The sequence below is a fragment of the Campylobacter sp. BCW_6466 genome (assembly GCF_001762835.1).
In the GTDB taxonomy this organism is placed as follows: Bacteria; Campylobacterota; Campylobacteria; order Campylobacterales; family Campylobacteraceae; genus Campylobacter_D; species Campylobacter_D jejuni.
Genome location: NZ_MJXO01000046.1, coordinates 24,764 through 47,721 on the forward strand (window position 1 = coordinate 24,764; position 22,958 = coordinate 47,721).

Below are 22,958 nucleotides of genomic sequence, written 5' to 3' on the forward strand. Positions count from 1 at the left end.
TTAAAATAACCAAATATTTTCTTAAGGCTTAAGATGAACAAATTTAGAACTTTTCCACAAATTAACACTCTTATTGAAGATGAGAGTTTAAAATCCTATCCTTTTTATATCAAAGCATTTTTTTGTAAAAAAGTTGTCGCAAAACTAAAAGAAAATTTTTCCCAAGATGAAATTTCTAAAGATAAACTACTTTTAGAAATCAAAAAAGAAATCAAAACTTTTTACCGCAAAGATTTACAAAGTGTGATTAATGCAAGCGGAGTAGTTATACACACAAACCTTGGCAGAAGTGTAATCCATGAAGAACTTTATGAAGCGTGTAAAGATATCATTTGTAATTATTCTAATGTAGAGTTTGATTTAGAAAATGGAAAAAGAGGCTCTCGCTATGCTTTGGTACTAGAAAAACTTAAAATGCTTTTTGAATGCGAAGATGCTTTAGTGGTCAATAACAACGCTGCAGCAGTTTTTTTAGTACTTAATTCTCTTTGTTATGATAAAGAAGTTATAAGCTCAAGAGGAGAACTTGTAGAAATTGGCGGAAGTTTTCGTGTGCCTGAAGTGATAAAAGCTGCAGGTGTAAAGCTTTGCGAAGTTGGAACTAGTAATAAAACACACTTAAAAGACTATGAACAAGCTATCAGTGAAAATACCGCTCTAATTTTAAAAACCCACAAGTCTAATTTCGCTCTTATGGGTTTTCACAGTGAAGTAAATATAAAAGATCTACATGAACTAGCAAAAGAAAAAGGGCTTTTGAGTTATTATGATCTAGGTTCTGGCTGGTGTGAAAATTTAAACGAAAAACTGATTAAAAATGAACCTAAAATCAAAAAACTCGTGCAAGAATGTGATATTTTAAGTTTTAGTGGAGATAAACTTTTTGGTAGTGTGCAAGCAGGCATTATACTTGGAAAAAAAGAACTCATAGAAAAACTTAAACAAAATCAACTTTTAAGAATGCTAAGAGTGGATAAATTAACCCTATCTTTTTTAAACGAAAGCTTAAAAGCTTATTTACAAAAAGATTATGAAAAAATTATTACCTTAAAACTTTTAAATGATGACTTATCCTTTATAGAGAAAAAAGCTTTAAGAGTGCAAAAAGAATTAAAATTTCAAACCCAGCTTAAAAAAAGCAAAAGTTTAGTAGGAGGAGGTTCTATGCCTGATAAAAGTTTAGATACTTATATACTGACTTTTCAAGGAGATGCTTTAAAACTACAAACTCGATTTAGAAAAGAAAATATCATAGGACGCATTGAAAATGATGAATTTGTTCTTGATTTTAGAACTATACGAGAAAATGAACTTCAAAAACTTATTCTTATAATCAATCAAATGGAAAACTTATGAAATCTGTTATTATAGGAACCGCAGGACATATTGATCATGGAAAAACTTCACTCATTAAAGCTTTAAATGGTTTTGAAGGCGATAGTTTAAAAGAAGAACAAGAAAGACAAATCACCATTAATTTAAGTTTTTCAAATCTTAAATTAAAAAATAAAAACATTTCTTTTATCGATGTTCCAGGACATAAAGATTTGGTTAAAACTATGGTAAGTGGAGCTTTTGGATTTAGTGTTTGTTTATTTGTCGTAGATATTAACGAAGGTTTAAAAGAACAAAGTTTAGAACATTTAGAAATTTTAAAAATTCTTGATATTAAAAATATCATTTTAGTGCTTAGCAAATGCGATCTTTGTGAAAATATAGAGCAAAAAAGTGTAGAAATTTTAGAAGAGTTAAAAAATTTAGATTATCCCATTTTAAAAGTATTTCACACCAGTATAAAAAATAATCAAGGCATAGAAGAATTAAAAAATTATCTTTATACCATAGAAAACAAAGAAAACAATGAAGAACTGATTTTTCATTATTATATCGATAGAGTTTTTTCTCTAAAAGGCATAGGAACTGTCGTCACAGGTAGCCTGAATGAAGGAAGTATCACTTTAAATGAAAAAATCATCTGTTTAGACACTCAAAAAGAACTCATTGTTAAAAATATACAAAATCACGATACTAATTTAGAGCAAATCAAAGCTTGTAACCGTGTGGCTTTGAGTTTAAATTGTGATTATAAAGAGTTAAAAAAAGGTTATTTGCTAAGTAAAAAAGGTTATTTTAAAGCCTTTAAAGAATGCGATGCTTTAGTTAAAGCAAAAAATTTACAAAATAGCAAAATGATTTTTTGTGTAGGTTCAAGACAAATAGAATGCAAAATAAATATATTAAAAAAACTAGAAAATGATGAATTTTTTGTGCATTTTAGTTTTGATAAAAATGTATTTTTAAGTTTTGATGAGGCTTTTATTTTATTACAAAACAATCGTGTTATAGGCGGTGGTAAGGTTTTAAATCCTTTAAGCGAACCTTTAAAAAAAGAACAAAAAAATAAATTTTTAATGTTTTTGAAAAATAAAGATTTTAAAGCAGCTTTTTCTTTCTTAAAAGACGCACACAAATACGGCTTTGGTTTGCTTTCAAGCTATCAAAGATTTAAACTCTCTCATCAAAAAGCATTGAAATTAGCAAAAGAATTAAATCAAGTATTTGTCGATGAAAAAAATCTTAATGTATATCATTTACAAAGTCTAGAAGAAATTAAAAATTTCATCAAATTCATACTTGAAAAAAATCCTTATGCCATGCTTTCAGCACATTCTTTAGCTTTAAGGATTACTTGGGCAAGTGAAAATTTTTGCGAACTCGGACTTAAAGAAATGTCAAATTTATTGGATTTTCAAAATGGAATTTATTTTAAAAAAGGCATAGATTTTGAAAAACTTCAAGAAAAAAATAATAATCAATTATATGAAATTTTAAAAAAACAAGGTATTAAATCCGAAGCTCCTTATAATCTTTATGATTTTTTAGAACTTGATAGAAAAAGCGGAGATAATATACTCAAAAAACTTACCCAAAAAGGCTTGGTTGTAAGACTTTCACACAATCTTTTTATAGAAAAACAAGCTCTTGAAAAACTTATGCAAGAATGTTTAAATTTATTAAAAAATCAAAGTCTTGATGTGCAAAGCATGAAAGAATATTTTAATCTTTCAAGAAAATATGCTATTGCTTATTTAGAATACTTAGACAAATTTCCTCAAGTAAGCAAAGAAGCTGAGAAAAGATTTTTAACAAGCATTTAGAAAATCATTATAAAATTAAATGTAATTTATTTAAAGGATTTATAAACTATGAAAAAATTAAGTTTAATTCTTGCCTGTTCAGCATCTTTGTTTGCTGCAAGTAATTCAGAAATTAGTGATTTTTATTCAAAAAGCATTAAAGCACAATTTCCAAATGCTACCGTTAGTGTATCAAATCGTCAAAAGGTTGGTAATACGGGTTTTGAAAGTGTTATTGTAAGCGTTGAATTAAATGGACAAAAACAAGAAAACATTCTTTTTACAAAAGATAGTCTTATTACCCCTGATCTTATCGACTTGAAAACGGGAATTTCTTATGCTCAAGAATATGAAATGAAAAAATTTCAAGAAGCAAGAGAAAATTTTACAAAAAATGCTAAAGCTGTAGCACAAAAAGAAACCATGGTAATAGCTTTGGGAGATAAAAATAAACCTGCAATTTATGTTTTTTCGGATCCTGAATGCCCTTATTGTAGAGAACATTTAGCTCAAATTGATGATGAACTTAAAAACTATCAAGTTAATTATATTTTAACTCCAGTACATGGAAAATCTGCTTTTGAAAAATCCGCTCTAATCTACAAAGAAGCAAAAAAAGCAAAAAATGATAAAGAAAAAATCGCAATTTTAAACAAATACTATGATGCAAATATCAAAAATTATCCAAAAGTAAGTGATGCAGAATTAAAAGAAGTTTTTTCCTTATATGAAAAATATCGCTCATTAGGTCTTAGCGCTACTCCAACTATTATTAAATAAACCTAATGTCTAAATTTGCTTTAATTTTAAGCTTTTTTATAGCACTCTTTATGAGTGCTTGCACCAATGCAACTTTCATACAAAGCTTTATTCAAACAAGCAATGAAGGCATTTTTATCAGATCGCAAAAACAACAAAGTTTTAAAATTTCCTTTCAAAATCCTAGCCAACTTCGAACTACTTTGGATAGAGATTTGGCTTTAAAACTTAAAAATTTAGGCTTAAAAGAAGTAAAAGAGAATGCAGATTATGAAATTTTAATCAATCTTGTAGATATGAAAAAGCATTCTTATGCTCAAAAAATCACAACTTCAGCAAGATTTTTTTATGATTTTGATCCTTTGGAAAGTGATGGAGAATGGATGGTAGAAAACTACTATACTATGCAAGTTAATTTACAAATCAACTCTAAAAATCACAATTCTCAAAAAACAAGTCTTCTTGCAAGAACAGCTTATCTTGGAAATAAAGAACGCTGTCAATTATCTTTAGAAAATAAAATTATAAATCAAATAGTGAGTTTTTTTTATTTTTAAGAAAAGACAATCAAGAGTATAAAAACTCTTGATTTTAAGAATTATTAAGCAAAATAAGGTTTGATTTGTTCTACCCAAGCATCAATTCTTGATTCAGTTTGATCTTCTTGATTATCATTGTCAAGAGCAAGTCCAACAAATTTACCATCTACAACCGCATCGCTTGCTTCAAATGTATAACCATCAGTTGAAACTTCTCCTACCAAATTTGCACCTGCATCTTTTAAATTTTGAGCTAATTTACCCATGCCACCACAAAAAGTGTCAGAATAACTTTCACTATCACCCATACCAAATACAGCTACAGTTTTTCCACCAAGACTAAGCCCTGAAAAATCAAAACCATCCCAATCATCTTGTAAATCACCACTTCCCCAAGTTGAAGTTCCACAAATTAATTTATCGTAAGAATTCATTTTAGCTGCATCAATATCTGAGATATTAAAAACATCACTAATTCCAAGTTTTGAAGCAATTGTATTAGCCGCTCCTTCTGTATTTCCCATAGCACTACCATAGATTACTGCTACTGACATTATTTTCTCCTTATAATTTGATTTGATATTTTATACGGAACTAATTTTAACATAGTTTTGTTTAAATCACACAAAAAATGTTTTATTTCAATAAAATGTGTGAAATTTTTGTTACGCGGACAAACAATATAAAATTTTTCAAAATTATTTTCTTTTATGAAATTCAATAATTCATAAATTTCATTTTCAATTTTTAAATTATATGTATTAATCTCTTTGCAAAGTGGCAAAATTGCAAATTTCTTATCTATTATAATAAGATCACCATCTTGATCTATATTTTTTCCATTATTTTGAAAAGAAACCTTATCATAAACATAGGAGCTAAATAAAATTTGCGCATCAAAACAAATGCCATAAAGATAAATTCTTAAAAGTCTTAAAAGATCGACATTCTTAGATATTTTAGTATTAAAAATCAAGCTTTTTCTTTTTTGAAAGTAAAAAGCGTATGCATTAAGCTTGATATTTATATTTTGAATCTTACCAAATGAAACATGCATTATATCATGTAAAAAATTTCCAAATATCATTTTTAAACTCTTGGTATTTTTTGCATATAAAAGAGGAATTTTTAGAGCGCTATCAACGCTCGCATTATATTGAGTTAAAAAAGTCAACATAAGCTCTTGATTGTTTAAATAGCGATAAATTTGCGGTATAAATTCTTGCTTATCATCAAATCCAAATAACATCTTTAACCTTTATAGCAAGAAAATTCTTTATTAAGATTAAAAATTTTACAATATTCACAATACACACAACTTACACTTCTTTTTGCACAAACTAATGGAATTTTACGCTTTTTAGCTTCATTTTTGATTTTTTTCATAGTATTATGATTTAAAAAGCTTGTTAACATTACTATACATTCTGTATCACAAGGAATCGGCTTGCGATTAACTCTATTTTCATTACGTGCATCCCAGTGTTCTATTTTTTTAGCACCTAAATCATGTAAAACAGCTCTAATAGGAGTGATTTCATCTGCACCAATAACCAAAACTGACATAAATTCTCCTTTGTGATTTTTAAAATATATTTTGATAATTATTATTATAATATAAAAAAACTAAATTTATTTTGAAATTTATTATCAATAAAATGCAATTATTCAGTTAATTTTAATTTTTAATAGATATAATTTACTAATTAATAAAATTTATTATTTAGGAGAAAACAATGAAAAAATTGACTAACGATTTTGGAAACATTATAGCCGATAACCAAAATTCATTAAGCGCAGGCGCAAAAGGACCTTTGCTTATGCAAGATTATCTTTTGCTTGAAAAACTTGCTCATCAAAATAGAGAAAGAATTCCAGAAAGAACCGTTCATGCTAAGGGAAGTGGAGCTTATGGCGAAATAAAAATTACAGCAGACTTAAGTGCTTATACCAAAGCTAAAATTTTTCAAAAAGGCGAAGTTACTCCATTATTTTTACGCTTTTCAACAGTAGCAGGTGAAGCAGGTGCAGCAGATGCTGAACGCGATGTGAGAGGTTTTGCTATTAAATTTTACACCAAAGAAGGAAACTGGGATTTAGTAGGAAATAATACTCCAACTTTTTTTATCCGTGATGCTTATAAATTCCCTGATTTTATCCATACTCAAAAAAGAGATCCAAGAACACATTTAAGAAGCAATAATGCTGCTTGGGATTTTTGGAGTTTATGTCCTGAAAGCTTACATCAAGTAACCATTCTTATGAGTGATAGAGGAATTCCTGCAAGTTATCGTCATATGCATGGATTTGGAAGCCATACTTATAGTTTTATTAATGATAAAAATGAAAGATTTTGGGTGAAATTCCATTTTAAAACCCAACAAGGGATTAAAAATCTTACCGACCAAGAAGCTGCCGAGCTTATAGCAAAGGATAGAGAAAGTCATCAAAGAGATCTCTATAATGCTATAGAAAATAAAGATTTTCCAAAATGGAAAGTTCAAGTTCAAATTCTTGCTGAAAAAGATATAGAAAAACTTGGATTTAATCCTTTTGATTTAACAAAAATTTGGCCTCATAGTCTTGTGCCTTTGATGGATATAGGCGAAATGATTCTAAACAAAAATCCTCAAAATTATTTTAATGAAGTTGAACAAGCTGCCTTTAGTCCAAGCAATATCGTTCCTGGAATTGGCTTTAGCCCTGATAAAATGTTGCAAGCTAGAATTTTTTCATATCCTGATGCACAAAGATATAGAATAGGAACTAATTATCATCTTTTACCCGTAAATCGTGCAAAAAGCGAAGTGAATACTTACAATGTCGCTGGTGCTATGAATTTTGATAGTTATAAAAATGATGCAGCTTATTATGAACCAAACAGCTATGATAATAGCCCAAAAGAAGACAAAAGCTATCTTGAACCTGATTTAGTCTTAGAAGGCGTAGCACAAAGATATGCTCCACTAGATAATGACTTTTATACTCAACCAAGAGCTTTATTTAATCTTATGAATGATGATCAAAAAACTCAACTTTTTCATAATATCGCCGCTTCTATGGAGGGAGTTGATGAAAAAATTATCACTAGAGCCTTAGAACATTTTGAAAAAATTTCACCTGATTATGCAAAAGGAATTAAAAAAGCTTTAGAAAAATAATTTTTACTTGCCACTTTTGGTGGCAAACTAAAGATTATAATAATTAAGGAAAAACAATGACAACTCTTAGTTTAGAAGAAGAAAAAAGATTTGAAAAGCTTTGCAAAATGGCTTTTAATTTTGCAAGAAATAATGAATGTGAAAATCTTAAAATCATGATAGAAGCAGGTTTAAATGTAAATTTAAAAACTCATAAAGGCGATAGCTTGCTTATGCTTGCAGCTTATAATAATTCTTATGAAAGCGCTAAAATGCTTTTAGAAAAAGGTGCAAAAGTAGATGAAAAAAACGATCGCGGACAAACCCCATTAGCAGGAGTTTGTTTTAAAGGATACTTACCTATGTGTGAACTTTTAGTTAAATATGGAGCAAATATTGACGAAAATAATGGTTTAGGAATGACACCTTATACTTTTGCTATTATGTTTGGACGCAAAGATGTGGCAGAATTTTTACTCAAAAAATCTAAAAATAATTTTTTAAAGAAAATGAGCCTAAAAATACTAAAATTTATCAAAAAATTTTAGTTATTTTTTAAATTTCTTCAGATACCTATAAACACTAGGTTCTGAAATTTTTAAAAATTTTGCTACGATAGGAACCGCTCCTTTTATATTAAAAATACCTTTTTCATATAGCTTTTCAGCAATTTCTTCTTTTTGAGCAATGCTTAATTGATAATCAGAATTTAAATAACTAGAATCTACACTTTGAACTAAAATATCCTCTATCGAGTGACTTAATGTTTCTATGCTTGAATCATTTTGAGAAAAACTAATATTTCCTAAAATATCACCCATATCTCCAATTTTTTCTAAATCAATCATCTTGCATATTAAATCTCTCATAATGCTAGTATCATGATTGATACACAAAATACCTACTAATTTGTCATGATTTTTAATAAAAAAAGTAGATCCTCTAATTAATTTTGATTTTCCAACAAGAGCCTTATAATCACATAAAAAATCTTTTTCTAAATATTTTTTATTTTGCATAAGCTCACTTGCAAAAGCAGTCAAGGGAGAATCTAAACTTCTCCCACTAATGTGATTGTTAGCAATTGCCGCAATATAGGCCCCATCTTCAGTAATTACATGAAAAACTATCTCATATTGCTCACCTAAAACTTCTCCTAAAAAATATGTCAACTTTATAAATTGTTGTTTTTGTCCCTCATCCATAAAACTGCCTTCAATAAAAAATTAATATAATATTAAATTCTACTCTTTATACTTTAAAACATTTCTTAAAAATAAAATTTTATTATTATGATAATAAACTATTGACAAATTATTATTGTAGTGATAAAATGCATTCTGTTTAATCTATATTTAACAAAGGAGAATTCATGTCAAACTATCCAAAGGCCATTGGTCCATACTCAGCTTATAGGGAAGCAAATGGACTTTTATTTATATCAGGACAACTTCCTATCAACCCTGCTTCAGGAGAAATAGAAAGCTCTGATATCAAAGAACAAACCAAACAATCTTTAAAAAATATTGGTGCTATCTTAGAAGAAAATGGTATCAGTTATGATAAAGTGATTAAAACCACTTGCTTTTTAGCTGATATTAATGATTTTATAGCATTTAATGAAATTTATGCTGAATTTTTTAAAGCTCCTTATCCAGCAAGAAGTGCTTTTGCAGTAAAAGATCTGCCAAAAAAAGCTAAAGTAGAGATAGAGATCATCGCTCAAAAAGGATAAAACATGCTAGGTATTGTTTTATCTCTATTTAGCATTTTTTTACTTGTTTTTATGCTTTATAAAAAAATCAATGCTCACATGGCATTGCTTTTAAGTGGTTTACTTTTACTTTCCTTAGCTGCTCTTTTTGGACTTTCTCCACACATTGTCGCTAAAGGTTCTTTAAATTTAGGTTTTTTTGATATTTTTCAAGTTTTCAATCAAACCATGTCAAGTACATTAGCAGGGCTTGGACTTACACTTATGACTATAGCAGGTTTTTCTGCTTATATGGATCATGTAGGGGCTTCTTATGCACTTTTTAAAGTTTTTGAAAAACCTTTAAAAGCCGTAAAATCTCCTTATGTTTTACTCATAGTTGCTTATTTTATCGTGCAATTTTTAGTTCTTTTCATCCCTTCTCACGCAGGCTTGGCACTTTTACTTATGGTTACTATGTATCCTATACTTGTACGCTCTGGTGTTTCAAAACTTTCTGCCTTAAGTGTGATTGCTATTTGTCAATATATCGATCATGGGCCTGGAAGTGGAAATGTGATCATGGCATCAAAAGTAGCTGAAGTTGATCCTGCAATTTATTTTGTTCATTATCAACTCCCTACAACCTTGCCTATCATTATAGCTGTAGGTATTGCGATATATCTTTGCAATAAATTTTTTGACAAAAAAGATAATTTTGTCTTCAATGCACAAGAAATTGAAAAAGAACTAAATGAAAATGAAGGTAAAGAAAAAGAACTTAAAAAGCCTCCTAGAATTTATGCGATTTTACCTATAATTCCTTTGGTTTTAATTCTAGGATTTAGTTCCGTGCTTGATAGCATCTTGGTTTTAATGGGGATAAGTAGTGCTGAAGAAGTTAAAGCAGCTGCTAGCACTGCCATTAAAATGAATGTTCCAGTAGCAATGGTGATTTCAACTTTTGTGGCTATTATTTTTGAAATGATACGCTATAAAAGCATAGTAGAAACTCTTAATTCTATTATGATTTTCTTTAAAGGAATGGGACATTTATTTGTTATCACAGTTTCACTCATCGTTTGTGGTCAAGTATTTGCAAGCGGTCTTTTATCTGTAGGTTTTGTAGATACTTTAATAGAATTTTGCAAAAATGCAGGATTTGGAGTTTTGGCTATTATTATCGCCGTTTCAATCTTGCTTGCAGTTTGTGCTTTCTTAATGGGTTCAGGAAATGCGGCATTTTTTAGCTTTGCTCCACTTATCCCAAATATAGCAAAACACTTTGGAGTTGAAACTATCACCATGATAGCACCAATTCAAATCATGACGGGCTTTGGAAGATGTGTTAGTCCTATTGTGCCAGCGATCTTAGCTATCTCAGCTATTGCAAAAGTAAGTCCTTTTGCCGTGGTTAAAAGAACAGCTATTCCTATGCTTGTAGCGGCTATTGTAAATGTTATTATGACTTATATCTATCTTTAAAAAGGAGAAAAAATGAACTCAAAAACTAAACTTATTCATTGTGGCAGAGGCGATCAAGGCGCTGAAGTAAGATCAGTCAATCCTACACTTATGCGTGCATCAACCATACTTTTTAAAGATCACGCAACTTGGCAAAAATACAGAGAATTAAGAAAAACAGATCGTGTTTTAAGCTATGGGGCTAGAGGAACAACAACCAATTTTGAACTTGAAAAACTTATTTGCACTCTAGAGGGTGGTTATAGAGCACAACTTTTCCCAACAGGACTTGCAGCATTAGCTATGGTGCTTTTAAACTATGCAAGCAAAGATGCACATTTTTTAATCACCGATGCAATTTATGGGCCTGTAAGAACGATTTGCGAATTATTTTTAGAAAAAATGGGTGTTGAAATTGATTTTTTAAAAGCTGATGCAAGTGATGTAGAAGAAAAAATCAAACCCAATACCAAGCTTATCCTATGTGAAAGTCCAGGTTCTATACTTTATGAAATCATAGATTTACCAAAACTTTGCAAAATTGCCCATGCGCATAATATCCCTGTAGCTATTGACAATACTTATTCTAGTGGATATTTTCTAAATCCTTTAGAACTTGGAGTGGATATTTCAGTTATCGCCGCTACAAAATATCTTAGCGGACACTCTGATGTAACCATGGGTATAGTAGTAATCAACGAAAAAGAATGGAAAAATTTTGACAAACTTCCAGAAGCTTTAGGCTTTACAACAAGCCCTGATGATGCTTACTTAGTACTTCGTGGTATGAGAACACTAGATGTGAGAATGAAAGCTCATGAAAAAAGTGCTGATGAAATTGTAGAGTTTTTACAAAGCAGAAAAGAAATTAAAACAATTTTCTATCCAAAACTCAAATCCCACCCAAATCATGAAATTTTCATGCGTGATCATAAAGGTGCAAATGGTATGATTACCATAGAATTTGCAGAAGGTTATAGCAAAGATGATGCTATTAAATTTGTAGATAAACTAGAATACTTTTCAATTGGTGCTAGCTGGGGTGGATATGAAAGCTTAGCCACCGTAACTACTCCACCTAGAACTGCAACAGATTGGAGTGCAAGAGGACCATTTGTAAGATTTCATATAGGTCTTGAAGATACTAAAGATTTAATTGCTGATTTAACACAAGCTTTTGATAGTATTAAAAAATAAGGAGATAAGATGACAGGAATTAGCGTATTTGATCATAGATTACTAGCAGACTCATGGAGCACGCAGGAAATGCGTGCTATTTTTTGCGAACAAAACCGCATACAAAAATGGCTCGATGTTGAAGCAGCTTTAGCAAAAGCACAAGCAAAACTTAAAATTATCCCTAAAAAAGCAGCTGATGAGATCGCAAAAAAAGCTCATTATAAATTTATGGATATGGACTTTATCTTTGCTGAATTTAAAAAGACCAAACACCCTTTAGTTCCTACTGTAAGAGGATTAGAAAAAGCTTGCGATAATAATTTAGGCGAATATGTACATTTTGGAGTAACCACTCAAGATATCATCGATACAGGACTGGTTTTACAATTTAAAGAAGCAATGACTCTTATAAAAAGCGAATTAAAAGCTATCGCAAAAGCCTTAGCGAAACTAGCTAAAACCCATAAAAACACTGCTATGATGGGAAGAACTTTAGCACTTCAGGCTTTGCCTATTACTTTTGGACATAAAGTGGCTATTTGGTTAAGCGAACTTGAGCGTCATTTTGAAAGAATACTTGAGCTTGAAAAAAGACTTTATGTAGGCAGTATAGTAGGCGCTGTAGGAACTAAAGCGAGTTTAAGTGATGAGTGCAACGAAGTAGAAAAACTCACTTTAGAAAATTTAGGACTTGATGTGCCTAATATTTCTTGGCAGAGCGCACGTGATCGCTTTATAGAACTTGGTTTTGTGCTAGGTAATATCAACGCAACCTTTAACAAAATTGCTCATGAAATTTTAATCCTTTCGCATAATGAAATTGATGAAGTTGCTGAACCTTTTGGCAAAGGACAAGTAGGATCAAGCACTATGCCACACAAAAGAAATCCTGCAGTAAGTGAAAATGCAGTTACAGTAAGCAATGCCTTTAAAGCAAATTTAGCCATTTTAAGTGATATTGAAAGACATGAACATGAAAGAGATGGTCAAGTTTGGAAAATGGAATGGAAGCTTTTACCTGAAATGTTTTTAATGCTTTCTGTGGTTTTAGCAAATATGAAATTCGCTCTTAGTGATTTAGAAGTAAAAAAAGACAAAATGCTTAAAAATTTAAATACTCTTAATGGTTTTGTTTTAGCAGAGCGTGTTATGTTTGCATTAAGCGATCATTATGGAAAACAACACGCCCATGAAATTGTTTATGAAAATGCTATGCTAGGTATCGAAAAACAAAAAACTTTTAAAGAAGTTTTACTTGCAGATAAAAGAGTATCTAAGGTATTGAAAGAAAAAGAAATTGATGCTTTGCTTGATGCAACAACCTATGTAGGATATGCACCAAAACTTGTAGATGAATTTTTAGCAAAAATCAAAAATAGCGCTATCTTAAAATAGGAAAAATCATGTTCTATAGTGAAATTTTAGCGGATTTTATTTTCAATCTTAAATATGAAAATATCCCTAATACAGTTGTTCAAAGGGCTAAAGAGCTTATGCTTGATAGCCTTGGAACAGCTATAGCAGCAAGCAAAGAAGAATGTGTTTTAAATGCTTTTAAAGCTTTTGAAAATTTAAGCACAGAAAAAAATACTCCTATTTGGGTAAATGATCAAAAATTAGATCCTATATATGCAGCTATGCTAGATGGCATTGCTTCTCATGCGTTAGATTTTGATGATACGCATACAGAAGCGATTTTGCATGCAAGTGCGATTTTAACTCCGCTTTGTTTAAGTTATGGTTTTCATGTTAACAAAGATGCAAAAAAAATCATCAAAGCTTTTATAGTAGGCTGGGAAATTGCAGCTAGAGTAGGCATTGCAAGCAAAGGTACTTTTCATAAGCGTGGTTTTCATACCACTGCTATTGCAGGAATTTTTGGAAGCGTGAGTGCAAGTGCAATCTTGCTAGATCTTAACAAAGAACAAATCATCAATGCTTTAGGACTTGCAGGAAGTTTTGCAAGTGGGGTTAATGAGTTTTTATCCAATGGATCTAATTCAAAAGTTTTACATATTGCCAATGCTATTAAAAACGGCATTATGGTAGCTCATTTTGCTAAAAACAATATGAGTGGACCTTTGAGTATTTTTGAAGGTAGAGATAATATCTTTAAATGTTTTGGCATAGAAGAAGAATGCGATAAAACAGAACTTAACAAAGCCTTAGGAGAAATTTGGCAAACTATGCAAGTTTCAATCAAGCCTTATCCAAGTTGTCATTTTGCTCATGGGCTTATTGATTGTGCTATTGCTTTAAAAAATGATGGTTTAAAAGCTGATGAAATTAAAAGTATTCATTGTTTTGTAGATGAAGTTCCTATTTCTTTTATCTGTGATCCTTTGGAAGCAAAATACACTCCAAATAGTGCTTATGAAGCTAAATTTTCCATGCCTTTTTTAATGGCTCTAGGATTCTTTGATGGCAAAATCACTCTTAATTCTTATGAAAATTTAAAGCGTGGAGAAGTACTAGAATTTGCTAAAAAAATCAGTTACGAAAAAAGGAAATCTCAAGGCTTTCCAAAATATTTTCCAGGGCATTTAGAAGCCAGTTTGCAAGATGGACGCATAATCCAAAAAGATGTTTTTATCAATAAAGGTAATTTTGATAATCCACTAAGTTTTGAAGAATTAAAAGCTAAATTTTTAGCCAATGCACAAATTTACCTTGATAATGCTAAAGCTAACAAAATTCTAGATCAAATCATCAATCTAGAAAATTTAAACCACTTTTCTTTTTAAATATTTATCCTTCTTTTTACAAGAAGGATAATTTCATTACACTTTTTTATTATAATATTTATTATTAATTTAGGAATTACAATGACTTTAAACGAGTTAAAAGATGGACAAAAGGCTATTATTGTCAATTTAAACGCTCACAAAGAACTCAAAAATAGACTTTTAAGCTTTGGATTTATTAAAAATAAAAACTTGAAAAAAATTCACTCCTCTTTAAAAAATGCCACCATAATGGTAGAACTTGATACAAGTTGTGTTATCCTAAGATCTGATGAAGCTAAAACCATAGAAGTGAATCTTATATGAAAAAAATCAAAATAGCCCTTGTAGGTCAGCCTAATGTAGGCAAAAGTCTTCTTATTAATGCGCTTTGCAAAGCCAATATGAAAGTAGGAAATTTTAGCGGAGTTACTATAGAAAAAGCAAGTGCAAAAACTTTTTACAAAAACTATGAATTTGAAGTCATTGATTTGCCAGGAACTTATTCTTTAGATGGATATAGCGAAGAAGAAAAAATCACACGTCATTTTTTAAATCAAAATGACTATGATGTTATTGTTAATGTTTTAGATGCTACCAATTTAGAACGCAATCTTATCCTTAGTGCAGAACTTTTAAGCCTTAATAAAAAAATGCTTTTAGCTTTAAATATGTGTGATGAAGCCAAAAAAGAAGGTATAGAGCTTGACACTTCTATTTTAAGCCAAGAATTTCAAAGTCAAGTTGTTGAAATTTCAGCAAAAACAAAAGAAAATTTAGAACTTTTGCTGCAAAAAATTATTATTTTATTTGAAAGTAAATTTATTCCAAGATCCCAATTTTACACTCCGCTTTGCGAAAAAAGTCCAGAAAAAGAAGATTTATTATATTTTATTAATGAACTTTCAAAAAAAATTATCACACATAAAAAAGAAGAGAGAAATTTAACCAAAAAAATCGATGCCTTACTTATCCATAAATTCTTTGGCTTACCTATATTTTTATTTTTAATGTGGCTTTTATTTCAACTCACCTTTAGCTTAGGACAAATTCCTATGGATTATATAGAATCAGGCTTTAATGCCTTAGGTGAATTTGTTAAAAACAATATTTCTAATACCTTTATCGCTTCAGCTTTGGCTGATGGGATTATCGCAGGTGTTGGTGCTGTGATACTTTTTTTGCCTAATATAATGATTTTATTTTTAGGCATAGCTCTTTTAGAAACCACAGGCTATATGTCAAGAGTAGCTTTTTTACTTGATGGGATTTTACATAAATTTGGTTTGCATGGTAAAAGTTTTATTCCACTAATCACTGGTTTTGGTTGTTCAGTACCTGCTTTTATGGCTACACGCACTCTTAAGAACAAAAGAGATAGACTTTTAACTCTTTTTGTGATCAATTTTATGAGTTGTGGGGCAAGACTTCCTGTATATGTGCTTTTTATCGGTGCTTTTTTTCCAAGTGAAAAAGCAGGAAATTATCTTTTTGGAATTTATATTTTAGGTGCGATTTTAGGACTTTGTGCTGCAAAATTTTTAAGAATGACAGCATTTCGTGGACTTGATGAACCTTTTGTTATGGAAATGCCAAAATATCGTATGCCAAATTGGCATTTAGTTTGGTTTATGGTTTATAATAAAGCCAAAATGTATCTTAAAAAAGCAGGAACTTTCATACTTTTGGCCTCTTTGCTCATATGGTTTGCTAGCAATTTTCCAAAAAGTGAAGAAAATTTAAATGATTTTAATGCTCAAGAAAGAGCTATAGAACAAAGTTATTTAGGACAATTTGGCAAAAGCATAGAACCTATTTTTAAACCCCTTGAGTTAGATTGGAAATTAAGCGTATCTTTAATCAGTGGTTTGGCTGCTAAAGAAGTGATGATCTCAACTATGGGCGTGCTTTATTCACTAGGAAAAGATGTAGATGAAACAAATAATGATTTAAAAGGAATTATCGCTAAAAATATACCCATACCAAGTGCAGTGGCTTTTATTTTATTTGTAATGATTTATAATCCCTGCTTTGCAGCAACTATAGTTTTTTCAAAAGAAAGTGGAAAGCTAAAATATACTCTCTTTCTCTTTCTTTTTACCTGCACAAGTGCTTATATAGTAGCTTTTATAGGACTTTATATCGCTAAAATTTTATTAAACTAACTTGCTTTTAATGATGAAATTTTAGCGATATTATCTTCAAAAGCTTTTAAAATGCTATAAGCAACACCTTCAAAATCAAGTCCGCCGCAAAGATAGATTAAAGTCATACGAAAAGATTTGCTCACATCAAGCTTTGGTTTTTCAGCGTTCATATTTAACTTAAAATCATAAGGACTTGCATGTTTAAAAGCATAATTTTTTGCCGCAATTAAAAAATCATTCTTATCTTTTAAAAATGCGCCTTTAACCAAAATAAAGCTTATCTCAAGATATTTCCAAAAATCTTTTGAAGGCATAGGATTTTCATCAAAATTTTGTTCTATAAAAGCATAGTTTTTTTCAAAGGATTTTTTATAATTTTCTACAAGCAAAGCGCCTAATTTATTTTTAGCTATATTTTGTAAAATAAGTTTTATATTGCTTTCAAATTCAAAATCTATTTGTTCTAAAATTTTAATTTGCTCTTCTAGAAAAAATTCTTGTTTTAACTCTTCATTGCAAAGTTTAGCGTAAGAAAAAATATTTGCCATAGGCTTTTCATAATTCCCAAACTCATCCCAAAAATTTTTCTCACTACAGGCTATACAACCATGTCCTGCAGCCACTGGCCAAGAAGTTTTAGCATTAAATTTCACTTTAGGGCAGTTATTGTAAGTATAAGGTCCTTTACAACCTATCTTAAATAAACAAGCTCCATTCTTTGCAGCCTCATCGTCAAAATGTTCAGCAAAAATCCCACTTTCAAATTTCGCCTTTCTTTCACACATATCATGCAAACATTTACCATAAGCCCACACAGGACGATTTTGCTCATCAAGTTCAGGCAAAACTCCAAATAAAGCAAAAAAACTTAAAGTCACAATGATATTTGCATCACTTGGAGGACAACCTGGGATATTTACTACTTTTTGACTTAAAACTTCACTAATACCACAAGTTTTACTAGGATTTGGATAAGCAGCCTGAATACCACCATAACTTGAACAAGTACCCACTGCAAAGATAGCCTTGGCTTTAGCAGCTAGTTTTTCTAAAATTTCATAGCCACTCTCTCCTTGTGCTCCTATAGTAAGAAAAAAGGTATCAATGGCTGCAACACCACCTTCAACCGCTAAAATAAAATCTTCTTCTAAAACATGCTCTAAAAGTTCTTCAGCCTTAGTGCCATTTGCTGCCATTAAAGTTTCATGATATTCTAAAGAAAAAAAATCAAAAATAAGCTCATCAAAACTTGGCAACTCAGAACGCAACAAACTCTCACTACACCCTGTACATTCACAAAGATGAAGCCATACTAACTTTGTCTTAGGTGCGATTTGAAAAAATCTTTGAGCAAGAGCTGGAATTTCATTGCCTAAAGATAAATGCCTAGCAAGAATTTTTACACTTTCTTCATTAATAACCTTATCCTCTTTTAAAGTAGAATTTTCAAGTTTTTTAATGCGATCTTCAAGTATATTTTTTAATTCTTCATTGCTAAGCTTTGCCATTTTTTATCCTTTTTGATTATCCCAACAAAGAACAGTTTGCCCTTCTTCATTTTTTTCAACATCACCCATACCCATGATGTTATATCCTGCATCGACATAATGTATTTCACCTGTAACACCATTTGCCAAATCGCTAAGTAAATACATAGCCGAATTTCCTACATCTTCTATACTAACATTGCGTTTTAAAGGAGAATTGATTTCATTGTATTTTAAAATCATTCTAAAATCCCCTATTCCACTTGCTGCCAAAGTTTTAATAGGACCTGCTGAAATAGCATTAACACGGATTCCTTTTACCCCTAAATCTCTTGCCAAATAACGCACAGAACTTTCAAGTGCAGCTTTTGCTACACCCATAACATTATAATGAGGCACATATTTAACCCCTCCAAGATAACTTAAAGTCAAAATCGAACCCTTATCTTTTAAAATAGGTAAAACTGCACGCGTTAAAGAAAGTAAAGAATACACAGAAGTTTGCATAGCTATATCAAAAGCTTCTTTTGAAGTTTCTAAAAAAGAATTTTCTAAAGCTTCTTTTGGAGCAAAAGCAACCGCATGCACTACAAAATCAATCTCGCCTAAATCTTTTTTGATTTTTTCAGCGATAGAATCTAAATGCTCGTTATTATTTACATCAAGCTCATAAACAAAATTAGAATTAAACTCTTGCGCTATAGGTTCTACGCGTTTTTTTAAAGCATCATTCAAAAAAGTAAAAGCGAGCTGGGCTCCTTGATCAAAACATGCTTTTGCTATGCCATAAGCGATAGATTTATTATTTGCAACCCCTACAATAAGACCTTTTTTACCTTTCATAATCATCTTTTATCCTTTGATTAATTTTATAAAATTTTCTACTTTTAAAGCTGCAGAGCCTATCAAAACTCCGCCACAATGATTTACACTTAAAATTTCTTTAATATTATTTTCATTCACACTTCCACCATAAAGTAAAGGCGCCTTAGTTAAACTCGCTAAAAATTCAAGCACTTTAGCAATATCTGTAGTTTGTGCGCTCACTCCCGTTCCTATAGAATAAATAGGCTCATAAGCGATGATGAGTTTTTCATAATTTAAATCAATAATTTCAAGTTGTTTTTTTAAAAACTCTAAAGTCTTGCCTGAATTTTTTGTATCTAAATTTTCACCTATACAAAAAATAATTTTGTAACCATGCTCTTTAGCAAAATCAAATTTAGCCTTAATAAATTCTTCATCTCCTAAAGCTCTTCTTTCAGAATGCCCGATTAAAACACATTTGATCCCAAATTCGTCCAAATGTTCTTTTCCAAGCTCGCCTGTAAAAGCGCCATTAACACAAGGATAAAAATTTTGTGCTCCTTGTATGAAGTTATTTTCATTTTCTAAAAATGCTACGCTAGGTGGAAAAACGATAATATCATCGCATTTTGCCCCCATAGTTTTATTTAAAATTTCAGCATAAATTTTAAAGCTTGCCCTTGTGTGATTGCATTTTAAATTTGCAGCAAAGATCATTCATTTTCCTTAGATCTTAAAGCTTTTACACCTGGAAGTTCTTTACCCTCTATAAGTTCAAGAGAAGCACCACCTCCAGTAGAAATAAAAGTCATCTCATCTGCATCACCTGCACGCGCAACCACATCAGCCGTATCGCCACCGCCAACAACAGAAGTTGCATGTCCTTCGCTAATATAATGACTCATTTTAATACTACCTTTTGAAAATTTATCAATTTCAAAAACACCCATAGGTCCATTCCACCAAATCGTTTGCACATCAGAAATCACCTCTTTAAAAAGTCTCACACTTGCAGGTCCTATATCTAAACCCATCCAACCATTTGGAATTTCTTGCGCTGGAACAAATTTCATCGGCGCATCTTGTGAGCACGCAGGAGCGGCTACAACATCTACTGGAAGATAAATTTTCACTCCTAAATTTTTACCTTTAGTAAGAATTTTATTAGCTTCTTCTAAAAGCTCTTCTTCTAAAAGTGAATTTCCTATATCATAACCTAAGGCTTTTAAAAAAGTAAATGCCATACCTCCGCCTATGATTAATTTATCTACCTTTGGTAATAAATTTGTCAATGCTTGAAGTTTTCCACTTACCTTTGAACCTCCAACAACAGCAACAAAAGGACGTGCTGGATGTTTGATAAGATTGCTTGCAAAATCAATTTCTTTTTGGAGTAAAAATCCTGCGCCTTTGTGTTTTTCATCAAAAAATTTAGTAATCGCCTCTACACTAGAATGTGCTCTATGGCACACTCCAAAAGCATCATTGATATAAACTTGAACCATAGAAGCAAGTTCTTTGGCTAAATTTTCATCATTTTTAGTTTCGCCTTTTTCAAAACGTAAATTTTCAAGAAGTAAAATTTCACCCGCTTTTAAATTCATAGCTTTGGTTTTTGCATCTTCGCCGATAACATCTTTTGCCATAATAATTTCTTTATCTAAAAGTCTAGCAAGACGCTTAGCCACAGGTTCTAAAGAATACTTGGAACTAATTTCTTTTGGACGCCCTAAATGAGAGGCTAAAATCACACTGCAACCATTATCCAAACAATATCTTATTGTAGGAATAGCTGATCTTATGCGTCTATCATCAGTGATATTTAAAAAATCATCTTGAGGAACATTAAAATCACATCTTATAAAAACTTTTTTCTTAGCTAAATCAATATCTTTTATAGAAATAATATCACTCATGATTAAGCCTTATTTGCAATATATACTGCCATATCTACTAGACGACTTGAATAGCCCCATTCATTATCATACCAAGCAATTACCTTGATAAAATCATCCGCAATCACTTGAGTTAAATCACTTGCCACAATTGCTCCATAAGAACAAGTGATAAAATCACTTGAAACTCTTTCATCATCATCCACCATTAAAATGCCTTTTAAATTTGTAGTTGCAGCTTTTCTGAAAGCTTCATTGATTTCATCTTTGCTGACTTTACGGCTTAGTTGCGCAGTTAAATCCACGCTTGATACATCAATCACTGGCACACGCATACTTTGTCCATGAAGCTTGCCATTAAGTTCAGGCATAACAAGTTTCATAGCTTTTGCTGCGCCTGTAGAAGTTGGAATGATATTTTGCGCTGCAGCACGAGAACGGCGTTTATCTTTAGCTTTAGCATCAATAATACTTTGTCCATTTGTATAAGCATGTATTGTTGTCATAAGTCCTTTTTCTATGCCAAAATTATCTTGTAAAACACGACAAACAGGACCTAAACAATTTGTTGTACAACTTGCATTAGAAATAATGCTTTCACCCTTGTAAAGTTCTGAATTTACCCCTAAAACATAAGTAGGTGTATCATCTTTTGCAGGAGCACTCATGATCACTTTTTGTACTCCCATATCTATAAATTCTTGACATTTTTCTATAGTTAAATGCGCTCCTGTGCACTCTAAAACAATTTGTGCACCGTGTTTTGCAAAGTCAAGATCTTTTACATTGCGACTTTTAAATACTTTGATTTTTTTACCATTTACCACTAAATCATCGCCTTCACTATCAACACTGCCTTTAAATTCACCATGTACTGTATCGTATTTAAAAAGGTATTTTGTAAGTTCAATATCCGTAGTATCATTTATCGCCACAAGCTCAATATCATTTCTTTCTAAGATGATTCTTGCAACACATCTGCCTATGCGTCCAAAACCATTTATAGCAACTTTTACAGCCATTTAATTTCCTTTTGCAAAATATAATGTTAATATTCTACAAAAAAAAGGTTAAAATTTTAATGAAGATAGCACTTTTTGGTGGCAGTTTTGATCCACCACATAATGGACACAATAGCGTTGTTTTAGAGGCTTTGGAAAAATTAGATATTGATAAGCTTATTATTATGCCTACTTATATCAACCCTTTTAAACAAAACTTTAGTGCTGATGAAAAGCAAAGATTCTTATGGGTTAAAAAACTTTGGGGACATTTTCCAAAAGTTGAAATTTGTGATTTTGAAACCAAGCAAAAACGCCCTGTTCCTAGCATAGAAAGTGTTAAGTATCTTTATAAGCTTTATAATCCTAGTAAATTTTATCTTTTAATTGGTGCTGATCATTTAGAAAAACTTCATCTTTGGCATGATTTTGAAAAACTTAATTCTTTAGTAGAATTTGTTATTGCTAATCGCAATGATATAGAAATTCCTAAGAATTTTAAAGATTTAAAAACCGATAAAAAAATCGCTTCTTCTTTCATACGCAACACTTTAAATACAAATGAAGTTTGCGAAGAAATTAAAGATGAAGTAAAAAAATATTATGAAAAATTACAAAAAAATTGATACAATTTCAAAAATTAAAGGACAATAATGCAAGAAAGAATAGATTTAATCGTTAAAATTTTAGATGAAAAAAAAGCTGAAGATATCAAAACCATTGACATGAGCGAGCAAGAATACTTTGTAAAATATGTCATTATCGCAGCTACTTTAGGAGAAAGACACGCTCTATCTTTGATCGATGAGCTTAAAACACAACTTAAAGCCAAAGGTGAGGAATTTTTAAACATAGATAGTAGTGAAGAATGGAGCGTGATTGATCTTGGTGATATTTTAATCCATCTTTTAACACCAGAACACAGAGGAATTTATAATATAGAAGAATTATTAGAAAATCTTAAAAAAGGTAGGGTTTAAAAAGGCT

Annotated in this window: 24 protein-coding genes; 15 read left to right on the plus strand and 9 right to left on the minus strand. The window is 30.7% G+C overall.

Annotated elements, in window-relative coordinates; translation table 11 throughout:
• The first annotated feature begins 33 nt into the window (after positions 1–33).
• The 4 genes from selA to AJ887_RS05420 are packed head-to-tail and all read left to right on the plus strand — an operon-like array spanning position 34 to position 4,453.
• On the plus strand, positions 34–1,356 hold the full coding sequence (gene selA / locus AJ887_RS05405) for an L-seryl-tRNA(Sec) selenium transferase (RefSeq protein WP_002932922.1): 1,323 nt from the start codon (positions 34–36) through the stop codon (positions 1,354–1,356).
• Positions 1,353–3,158 carry a selenocysteine-specific translation elongation factor gene (selB, locus tag AJ887_RS05410; RefSeq protein WP_070239540.1) on the plus strand — a complete coding sequence of 602 codons (1,806 nt, stop codon included), beginning with the start codon at positions 1,353–1,355 and terminating at the stop codon, positions 3,156–3,158. Before selA ends, selB begins: the two co-directional genes overlap by 4 nt.
• A gap of 48 nt (positions 3,159–3,206) precedes the next feature.
• Positions 3,207–3,917, plus strand: coding sequence for a thioredoxin fold domain-containing protein (locus AJ887_RS05415; RefSeq protein WP_002855861.1), 711 nt, complete (start codon positions 3,207–3,209; stop codon positions 3,915–3,917).
• Positions 3,918–3,922: 5 nt separating this feature from the next.
• Complete coding sequence (locus tag AJ887_RS05420; protein WP_002884155.1) at positions 3,923–4,453, plus strand: hypothetical protein; 531 nt, start codon at positions 3,923–3,925, stop codon at positions 4,451–4,453.
• A 44-nt stretch (positions 4,454–4,497) separates the two neighbouring features.
• Here AJ887_RS05420 and fldA read toward each other — a convergent pair whose 3' ends face one another.
• From fldA to AJ887_RS05435, 3 genes are read right to left on the minus strand one after another with little or no spacing between them, the layout of a single operon-like run.
• Positions 4,498–4,989, minus strand: a complete 492-nt coding sequence (gene fldA / locus AJ887_RS05425; RefSeq protein ID WP_002855629.1) for a flavodoxin FldA — start codon at positions 4,987–4,989, stop codon at positions 4,498–4,500.
• Positions 4,989–5,684: a hypothetical protein gene (locus tag AJ887_RS05430; RefSeq protein ID WP_070239538.1), complete on the minus strand. Its 696-nt coding sequence runs from the start codon at positions 5,682–5,684 to the stop codon at positions 4,989–4,991. Before AJ887_RS05430 ends, fldA begins: the two co-directional genes overlap by 1 nt.
• A 2-nt stretch (positions 5,685–5,686) precedes the next feature.
• Positions 5,687–6,001, minus strand: coding sequence for a DUF2325 domain-containing protein (locus AJ887_RS05435; RefSeq protein ID WP_002855637.1), 315 nt, complete (start codon positions 5,999–6,001; stop codon positions 5,687–5,689).
• Between the two features lie 170 nt (positions 6,002–6,171).
• On the opposite strand from AJ887_RS05435, the gene AJ887_RS05440 reads away from it, so the two are divergent.
• Both AJ887_RS05440 and AJ887_RS05445 read left to right on the plus strand, forming a co-directional pair.
• The gene (locus AJ887_RS05440; RefSeq protein WP_070239537.1) at positions 6,172–7,596 is read left to right on the plus strand and encodes a catalase; all 1,425 of its coding nucleotides are present in this window, start codon (positions 6,172–6,174) and stop codon (positions 7,594–7,596) included.
• Positions 7,597–7,652: 56 nt separating this feature from the next.
• Positions 7,653–8,123: a Cj1386 family hemin-binding protein gene (locus tag AJ887_RS05445; RefSeq protein WP_070239535.1), complete on the plus strand. Its 471-nt coding sequence runs from the start codon at positions 7,653–7,655 to the stop codon at positions 8,121–8,123.
• On the opposite strand, the gene AJ887_RS05450 is transcribed toward AJ887_RS05445, so the two are convergent.
• On the minus strand, positions 8,124–8,780 hold the full coding sequence (locus AJ887_RS05450) for a transcriptional regulator (protein WP_002855654.1): 657 nt from the start codon (positions 8,778–8,780) through the stop codon (positions 8,124–8,126). It abuts the gene before it with no gap.
• Positions 8,781–8,947: 167 nt separating this feature from the next.
• Here AJ887_RS05450 and AJ887_RS05455 point away from each other — a divergent pair, with 167 nt between their 5' ends.
• The 7 genes from AJ887_RS05455 to feoB all read left to right on the plus strand — a co-directional run bounded on the left by AJ887_RS05455 (position 8,948) and on the right by feoB (position 16,799).
• Complete coding sequence (locus AJ887_RS05455) at positions 8,948–9,310, plus strand: RidA family protein (RefSeq protein ID WP_002871979.1); 363 nt, start codon at positions 8,948–8,950, stop codon at positions 9,308–9,310.
• 3 nt (positions 9,311–9,313) lie between these two features.
• On the plus strand, positions 9,314–10,753 hold the full coding sequence (gene dcuC, locus AJ887_RS05460; RefSeq protein WP_070239533.1) for a C4-dicarboxylate transporter DcuC: 1,440 nt from the start codon (positions 9,314–9,316) through the stop codon (positions 10,751–10,753).
• 12 nt (positions 10,754–10,765) lie between these two features.
• Entirely contained in the window at positions 10,766–11,929 is a 1,164-nt protein-coding gene (locus AJ887_RS05465; RefSeq protein WP_002855396.1) for a trans-sulfuration enzyme family protein, read from the plus strand.
• Positions 11,930–11,938: 9 nt separating this feature from the next.
• Positions 11,939–13,306 carry an adenylosuccinate lyase gene (gene purB, locus AJ887_RS05470; RefSeq protein ID WP_070209806.1) on the plus strand — a complete coding sequence of 456 codons (1,368 nt, stop codon included), beginning with the start codon at positions 11,939–11,941 and terminating at the stop codon, positions 13,304–13,306.
• Positions 13,307–13,314: 8 nt separating this feature from the next.
• On the plus strand, positions 13,315–14,655 hold the full coding sequence (locus AJ887_RS05475) for an MmgE/PrpD family protein (protein ID WP_070239531.1): 1,341 nt from the start codon (positions 13,315–13,317) through the stop codon (positions 14,653–14,655).
• A gap of 81 nt (positions 14,656–14,736) precedes the next feature.
• On the plus strand, positions 14,737–14,961 hold the full coding sequence (locus tag AJ887_RS05480; RefSeq protein ID WP_002779147.1) for a ferrous iron transport protein A: 225 nt from the start codon (positions 14,737–14,739) through the stop codon (positions 14,959–14,961).
• A complete protein-coding gene (feoB, locus tag AJ887_RS05485) occupies positions 14,958–16,799 on the plus strand; it encodes a ferrous iron transport protein B (RefSeq protein WP_070209808.1) in 1,842 nt (613 codons plus the stop codon). Before AJ887_RS05480 ends, feoB begins: the two co-directional genes overlap by 4 nt.
• Here the strand turns inward: feoB and AJ887_RS05490 are convergent.
• From AJ887_RS05490 to gap, 5 genes are read right to left on the minus strand one after another with little or no spacing between them, the layout of a single operon-like run.
• Positions 16,796–18,289: a hydrogenase small subunit gene (locus AJ887_RS05490; RefSeq protein WP_070209809.1), complete on the minus strand. Its 1,494-nt coding sequence runs from the start codon at positions 18,287–18,289 to the stop codon at positions 16,796–16,798. The two genes, feoB and AJ887_RS05490, sit on opposite strands and share 4 nt — an antisense overlap.
• A gap of 3 nt (positions 18,290–18,292) precedes the next feature.
• Positions 18,293–19,117 carry an enoyl-ACP reductase FabI gene (fabI, locus tag AJ887_RS05495; RefSeq protein ID WP_002887956.1) on the minus strand — a complete coding sequence of 275 codons (825 nt, stop codon included), beginning with the start codon at positions 19,115–19,117 and terminating at the stop codon, positions 18,293–18,295.
• Between the two features lie 3 nt (positions 19,118–19,120).
• Positions 19,121–19,792 (minus strand): triose-phosphate isomerase, encoded by a 672-nt coding sequence (locus AJ887_RS05500; protein WP_070209810.1) that lies wholly within the window; start codon positions 19,790–19,792, stop codon positions 19,121–19,123.
• Positions 19,789–20,991 carry a phosphoglycerate kinase gene (locus tag AJ887_RS05505; protein ID WP_070239529.1) on the minus strand — a complete coding sequence of 401 codons (1,203 nt, stop codon included), beginning with the start codon at positions 20,989–20,991 and terminating at the stop codon, positions 19,789–19,791. The genes AJ887_RS05500 and AJ887_RS05505 overlap by 4 nt, the downstream gene beginning before the upstream one ends.
• 2 nt (positions 20,992–20,993) lie before the next feature.
• The gene (gap, locus tag AJ887_RS05510) at positions 20,994–21,992 is read right to left on the minus strand and encodes a type I glyceraldehyde-3-phosphate dehydrogenase (RefSeq protein WP_070209811.1); all 999 of its coding nucleotides are present in this window, start codon (positions 21,990–21,992) and stop codon (positions 20,994–20,996) included.
• Between the two features lie 59 nt (positions 21,993–22,051).
• Between gap and nadD the strand changes: the two genes are divergently transcribed.
• Positions 22,052–22,597: a nicotinate (nicotinamide) nucleotide adenylyltransferase gene (gene nadD / locus AJ887_RS05515; RefSeq protein ID WP_070209812.1), complete on the plus strand. Its 546-nt coding sequence runs from the start codon at positions 22,052–22,054 to the stop codon at positions 22,595–22,597.
• Between the two features lie 27 nt (positions 22,598–22,624).
• Positions 22,625–22,951: a ribosome silencing factor gene (rsfS, locus tag AJ887_RS05520; RefSeq protein WP_002855339.1), complete on the plus strand. Its 327-nt coding sequence runs from the start codon at positions 22,625–22,627 to the stop codon at positions 22,949–22,951.
• Positions 22,952–22,958: the final 7 nt, after the last annotated feature.

Bases quoted from the DNA above. Each gene is read 5' to 3' on its own strand.
- selA (WP_002932922.1), top strand. From the start codon at position 34: ATGAACAAATTTAGAACTTTTCCACAAATTAACACTCTTATTGAAGAT.
- selB (WP_070239540.1), top strand. From the start codon at position 1,353: ATGAAATCTGTTATTATAGGAACCGCAGGACATATTGATCATGGAAAA.
- AJ887_RS05415 (WP_002855861.1), top strand. From the start codon at position 3,207: ATGAAAAAATTAAGTTTAATTCTTGCCTGTTCAGCATCTTTGTTTGCT.
- AJ887_RS05420 (WP_002884155.1), top strand. From the start codon at position 3,923: ATGTCTAAATTTGCTTTAATTTTAAGCTTTTTTATAGCACTCTTTATG.
- fldA (WP_002855629.1), bottom strand. From the start codon at position 4,989: ATGTCAGTAGCAGTAATCTATGGTAGTGCTATGGGAAATACAGAAGGA.
- AJ887_RS05430 (WP_070239538.1), bottom strand. From the start codon at position 5,684: ATGTTATTTGGATTTGATGATAAGCAAGAATTTATACCGCAAATTTAT.
- AJ887_RS05435 (WP_002855637.1), bottom strand. From the start codon at position 6,001: ATGTCAGTTTTGGTTATTGGTGCAGATGAAATCACTCCTATTAGAGCT.
- AJ887_RS05440 (WP_070239537.1), top strand. From the start codon at position 6,172: ATGAAAAAATTGACTAACGATTTTGGAAACATTATAGCCGATAACCAA.
- AJ887_RS05445 (WP_070239535.1), top strand. From the start codon at position 7,653: ATGACAACTCTTAGTTTAGAAGAAGAAAAAAGATTTGAAAAGCTTTGC.
- AJ887_RS05450 (WP_002855654.1), bottom strand. From the start codon at position 8,780: ATGGATGAGGGACAAAAACAACAATTTATAAAGTTGACATATTTTTTA.
- AJ887_RS05455 (WP_002871979.1), top strand. From the start codon at position 8,948: ATGTCAAACTATCCAAAGGCCATTGGTCCATACTCAGCTTATAGGGAA.
- dcuC (WP_070239533.1), top strand. From the start codon at position 9,314: ATGCTAGGTATTGTTTTATCTCTATTTAGCATTTTTTTACTTGTTTTT.
- AJ887_RS05465 (WP_002855396.1), top strand. From the start codon at position 10,766: ATGAACTCAAAAACTAAACTTATTCATTGTGGCAGAGGCGATCAAGGC.
- purB (WP_070209806.1), top strand. From the start codon at position 11,939: ATGACAGGAATTAGCGTATTTGATCATAGATTACTAGCAGACTCATGG.
- AJ887_RS05475 (WP_070239531.1), top strand. From the start codon at position 13,315: ATGTTCTATAGTGAAATTTTAGCGGATTTTATTTTCAATCTTAAATAT.
- AJ887_RS05480 (WP_002779147.1), top strand. From the start codon at position 14,737: ATGACTTTAAACGAGTTAAAAGATGGACAAAAGGCTATTATTGTCAAT.
- feoB (WP_070209808.1), top strand. From the start codon at position 14,958: ATGAAAAAAATCAAAATAGCCCTTGTAGGTCAGCCTAATGTAGGCAAA.
- AJ887_RS05490 (WP_070209809.1), bottom strand. From the start codon at position 18,289: ATGGCAAAGCTTAGCAATGAAGAATTAAAAAATATACTTGAAGATCGC.
- fabI (WP_002887956.1), bottom strand. From the start codon at position 19,117: ATGATTATGAAAGGTAAAAAAGGTCTTATTGTAGGGGTTGCAAATAAT.
- AJ887_RS05500 (WP_070209810.1), bottom strand. From the start codon at position 19,792: ATGATCTTTGCTGCAAATTTAAAATGCAATCACACAAGGGCAAGCTTT.
- AJ887_RS05505 (WP_070239529.1), bottom strand. From the start codon at position 20,991: ATGAGTGATATTATTTCTATAAAAGATATTGATTTAGCTAAGAAAAAA.
- gap (WP_070209811.1), bottom strand. From the start codon at position 21,992: ATGGCTGTAAAAGTTGCTATAAATGGTTTTGGACGCATAGGCAGATGT.
- nadD (WP_070209812.1), top strand. From the start codon at position 22,052: ATGAAGATAGCACTTTTTGGTGGCAGTTTTGATCCACCACATAATGGA.
- rsfS (WP_002855339.1), top strand. From the start codon at position 22,625: ATGCAAGAAAGAATAGATTTAATCGTTAAAATTTTAGATGAAAAAAAA.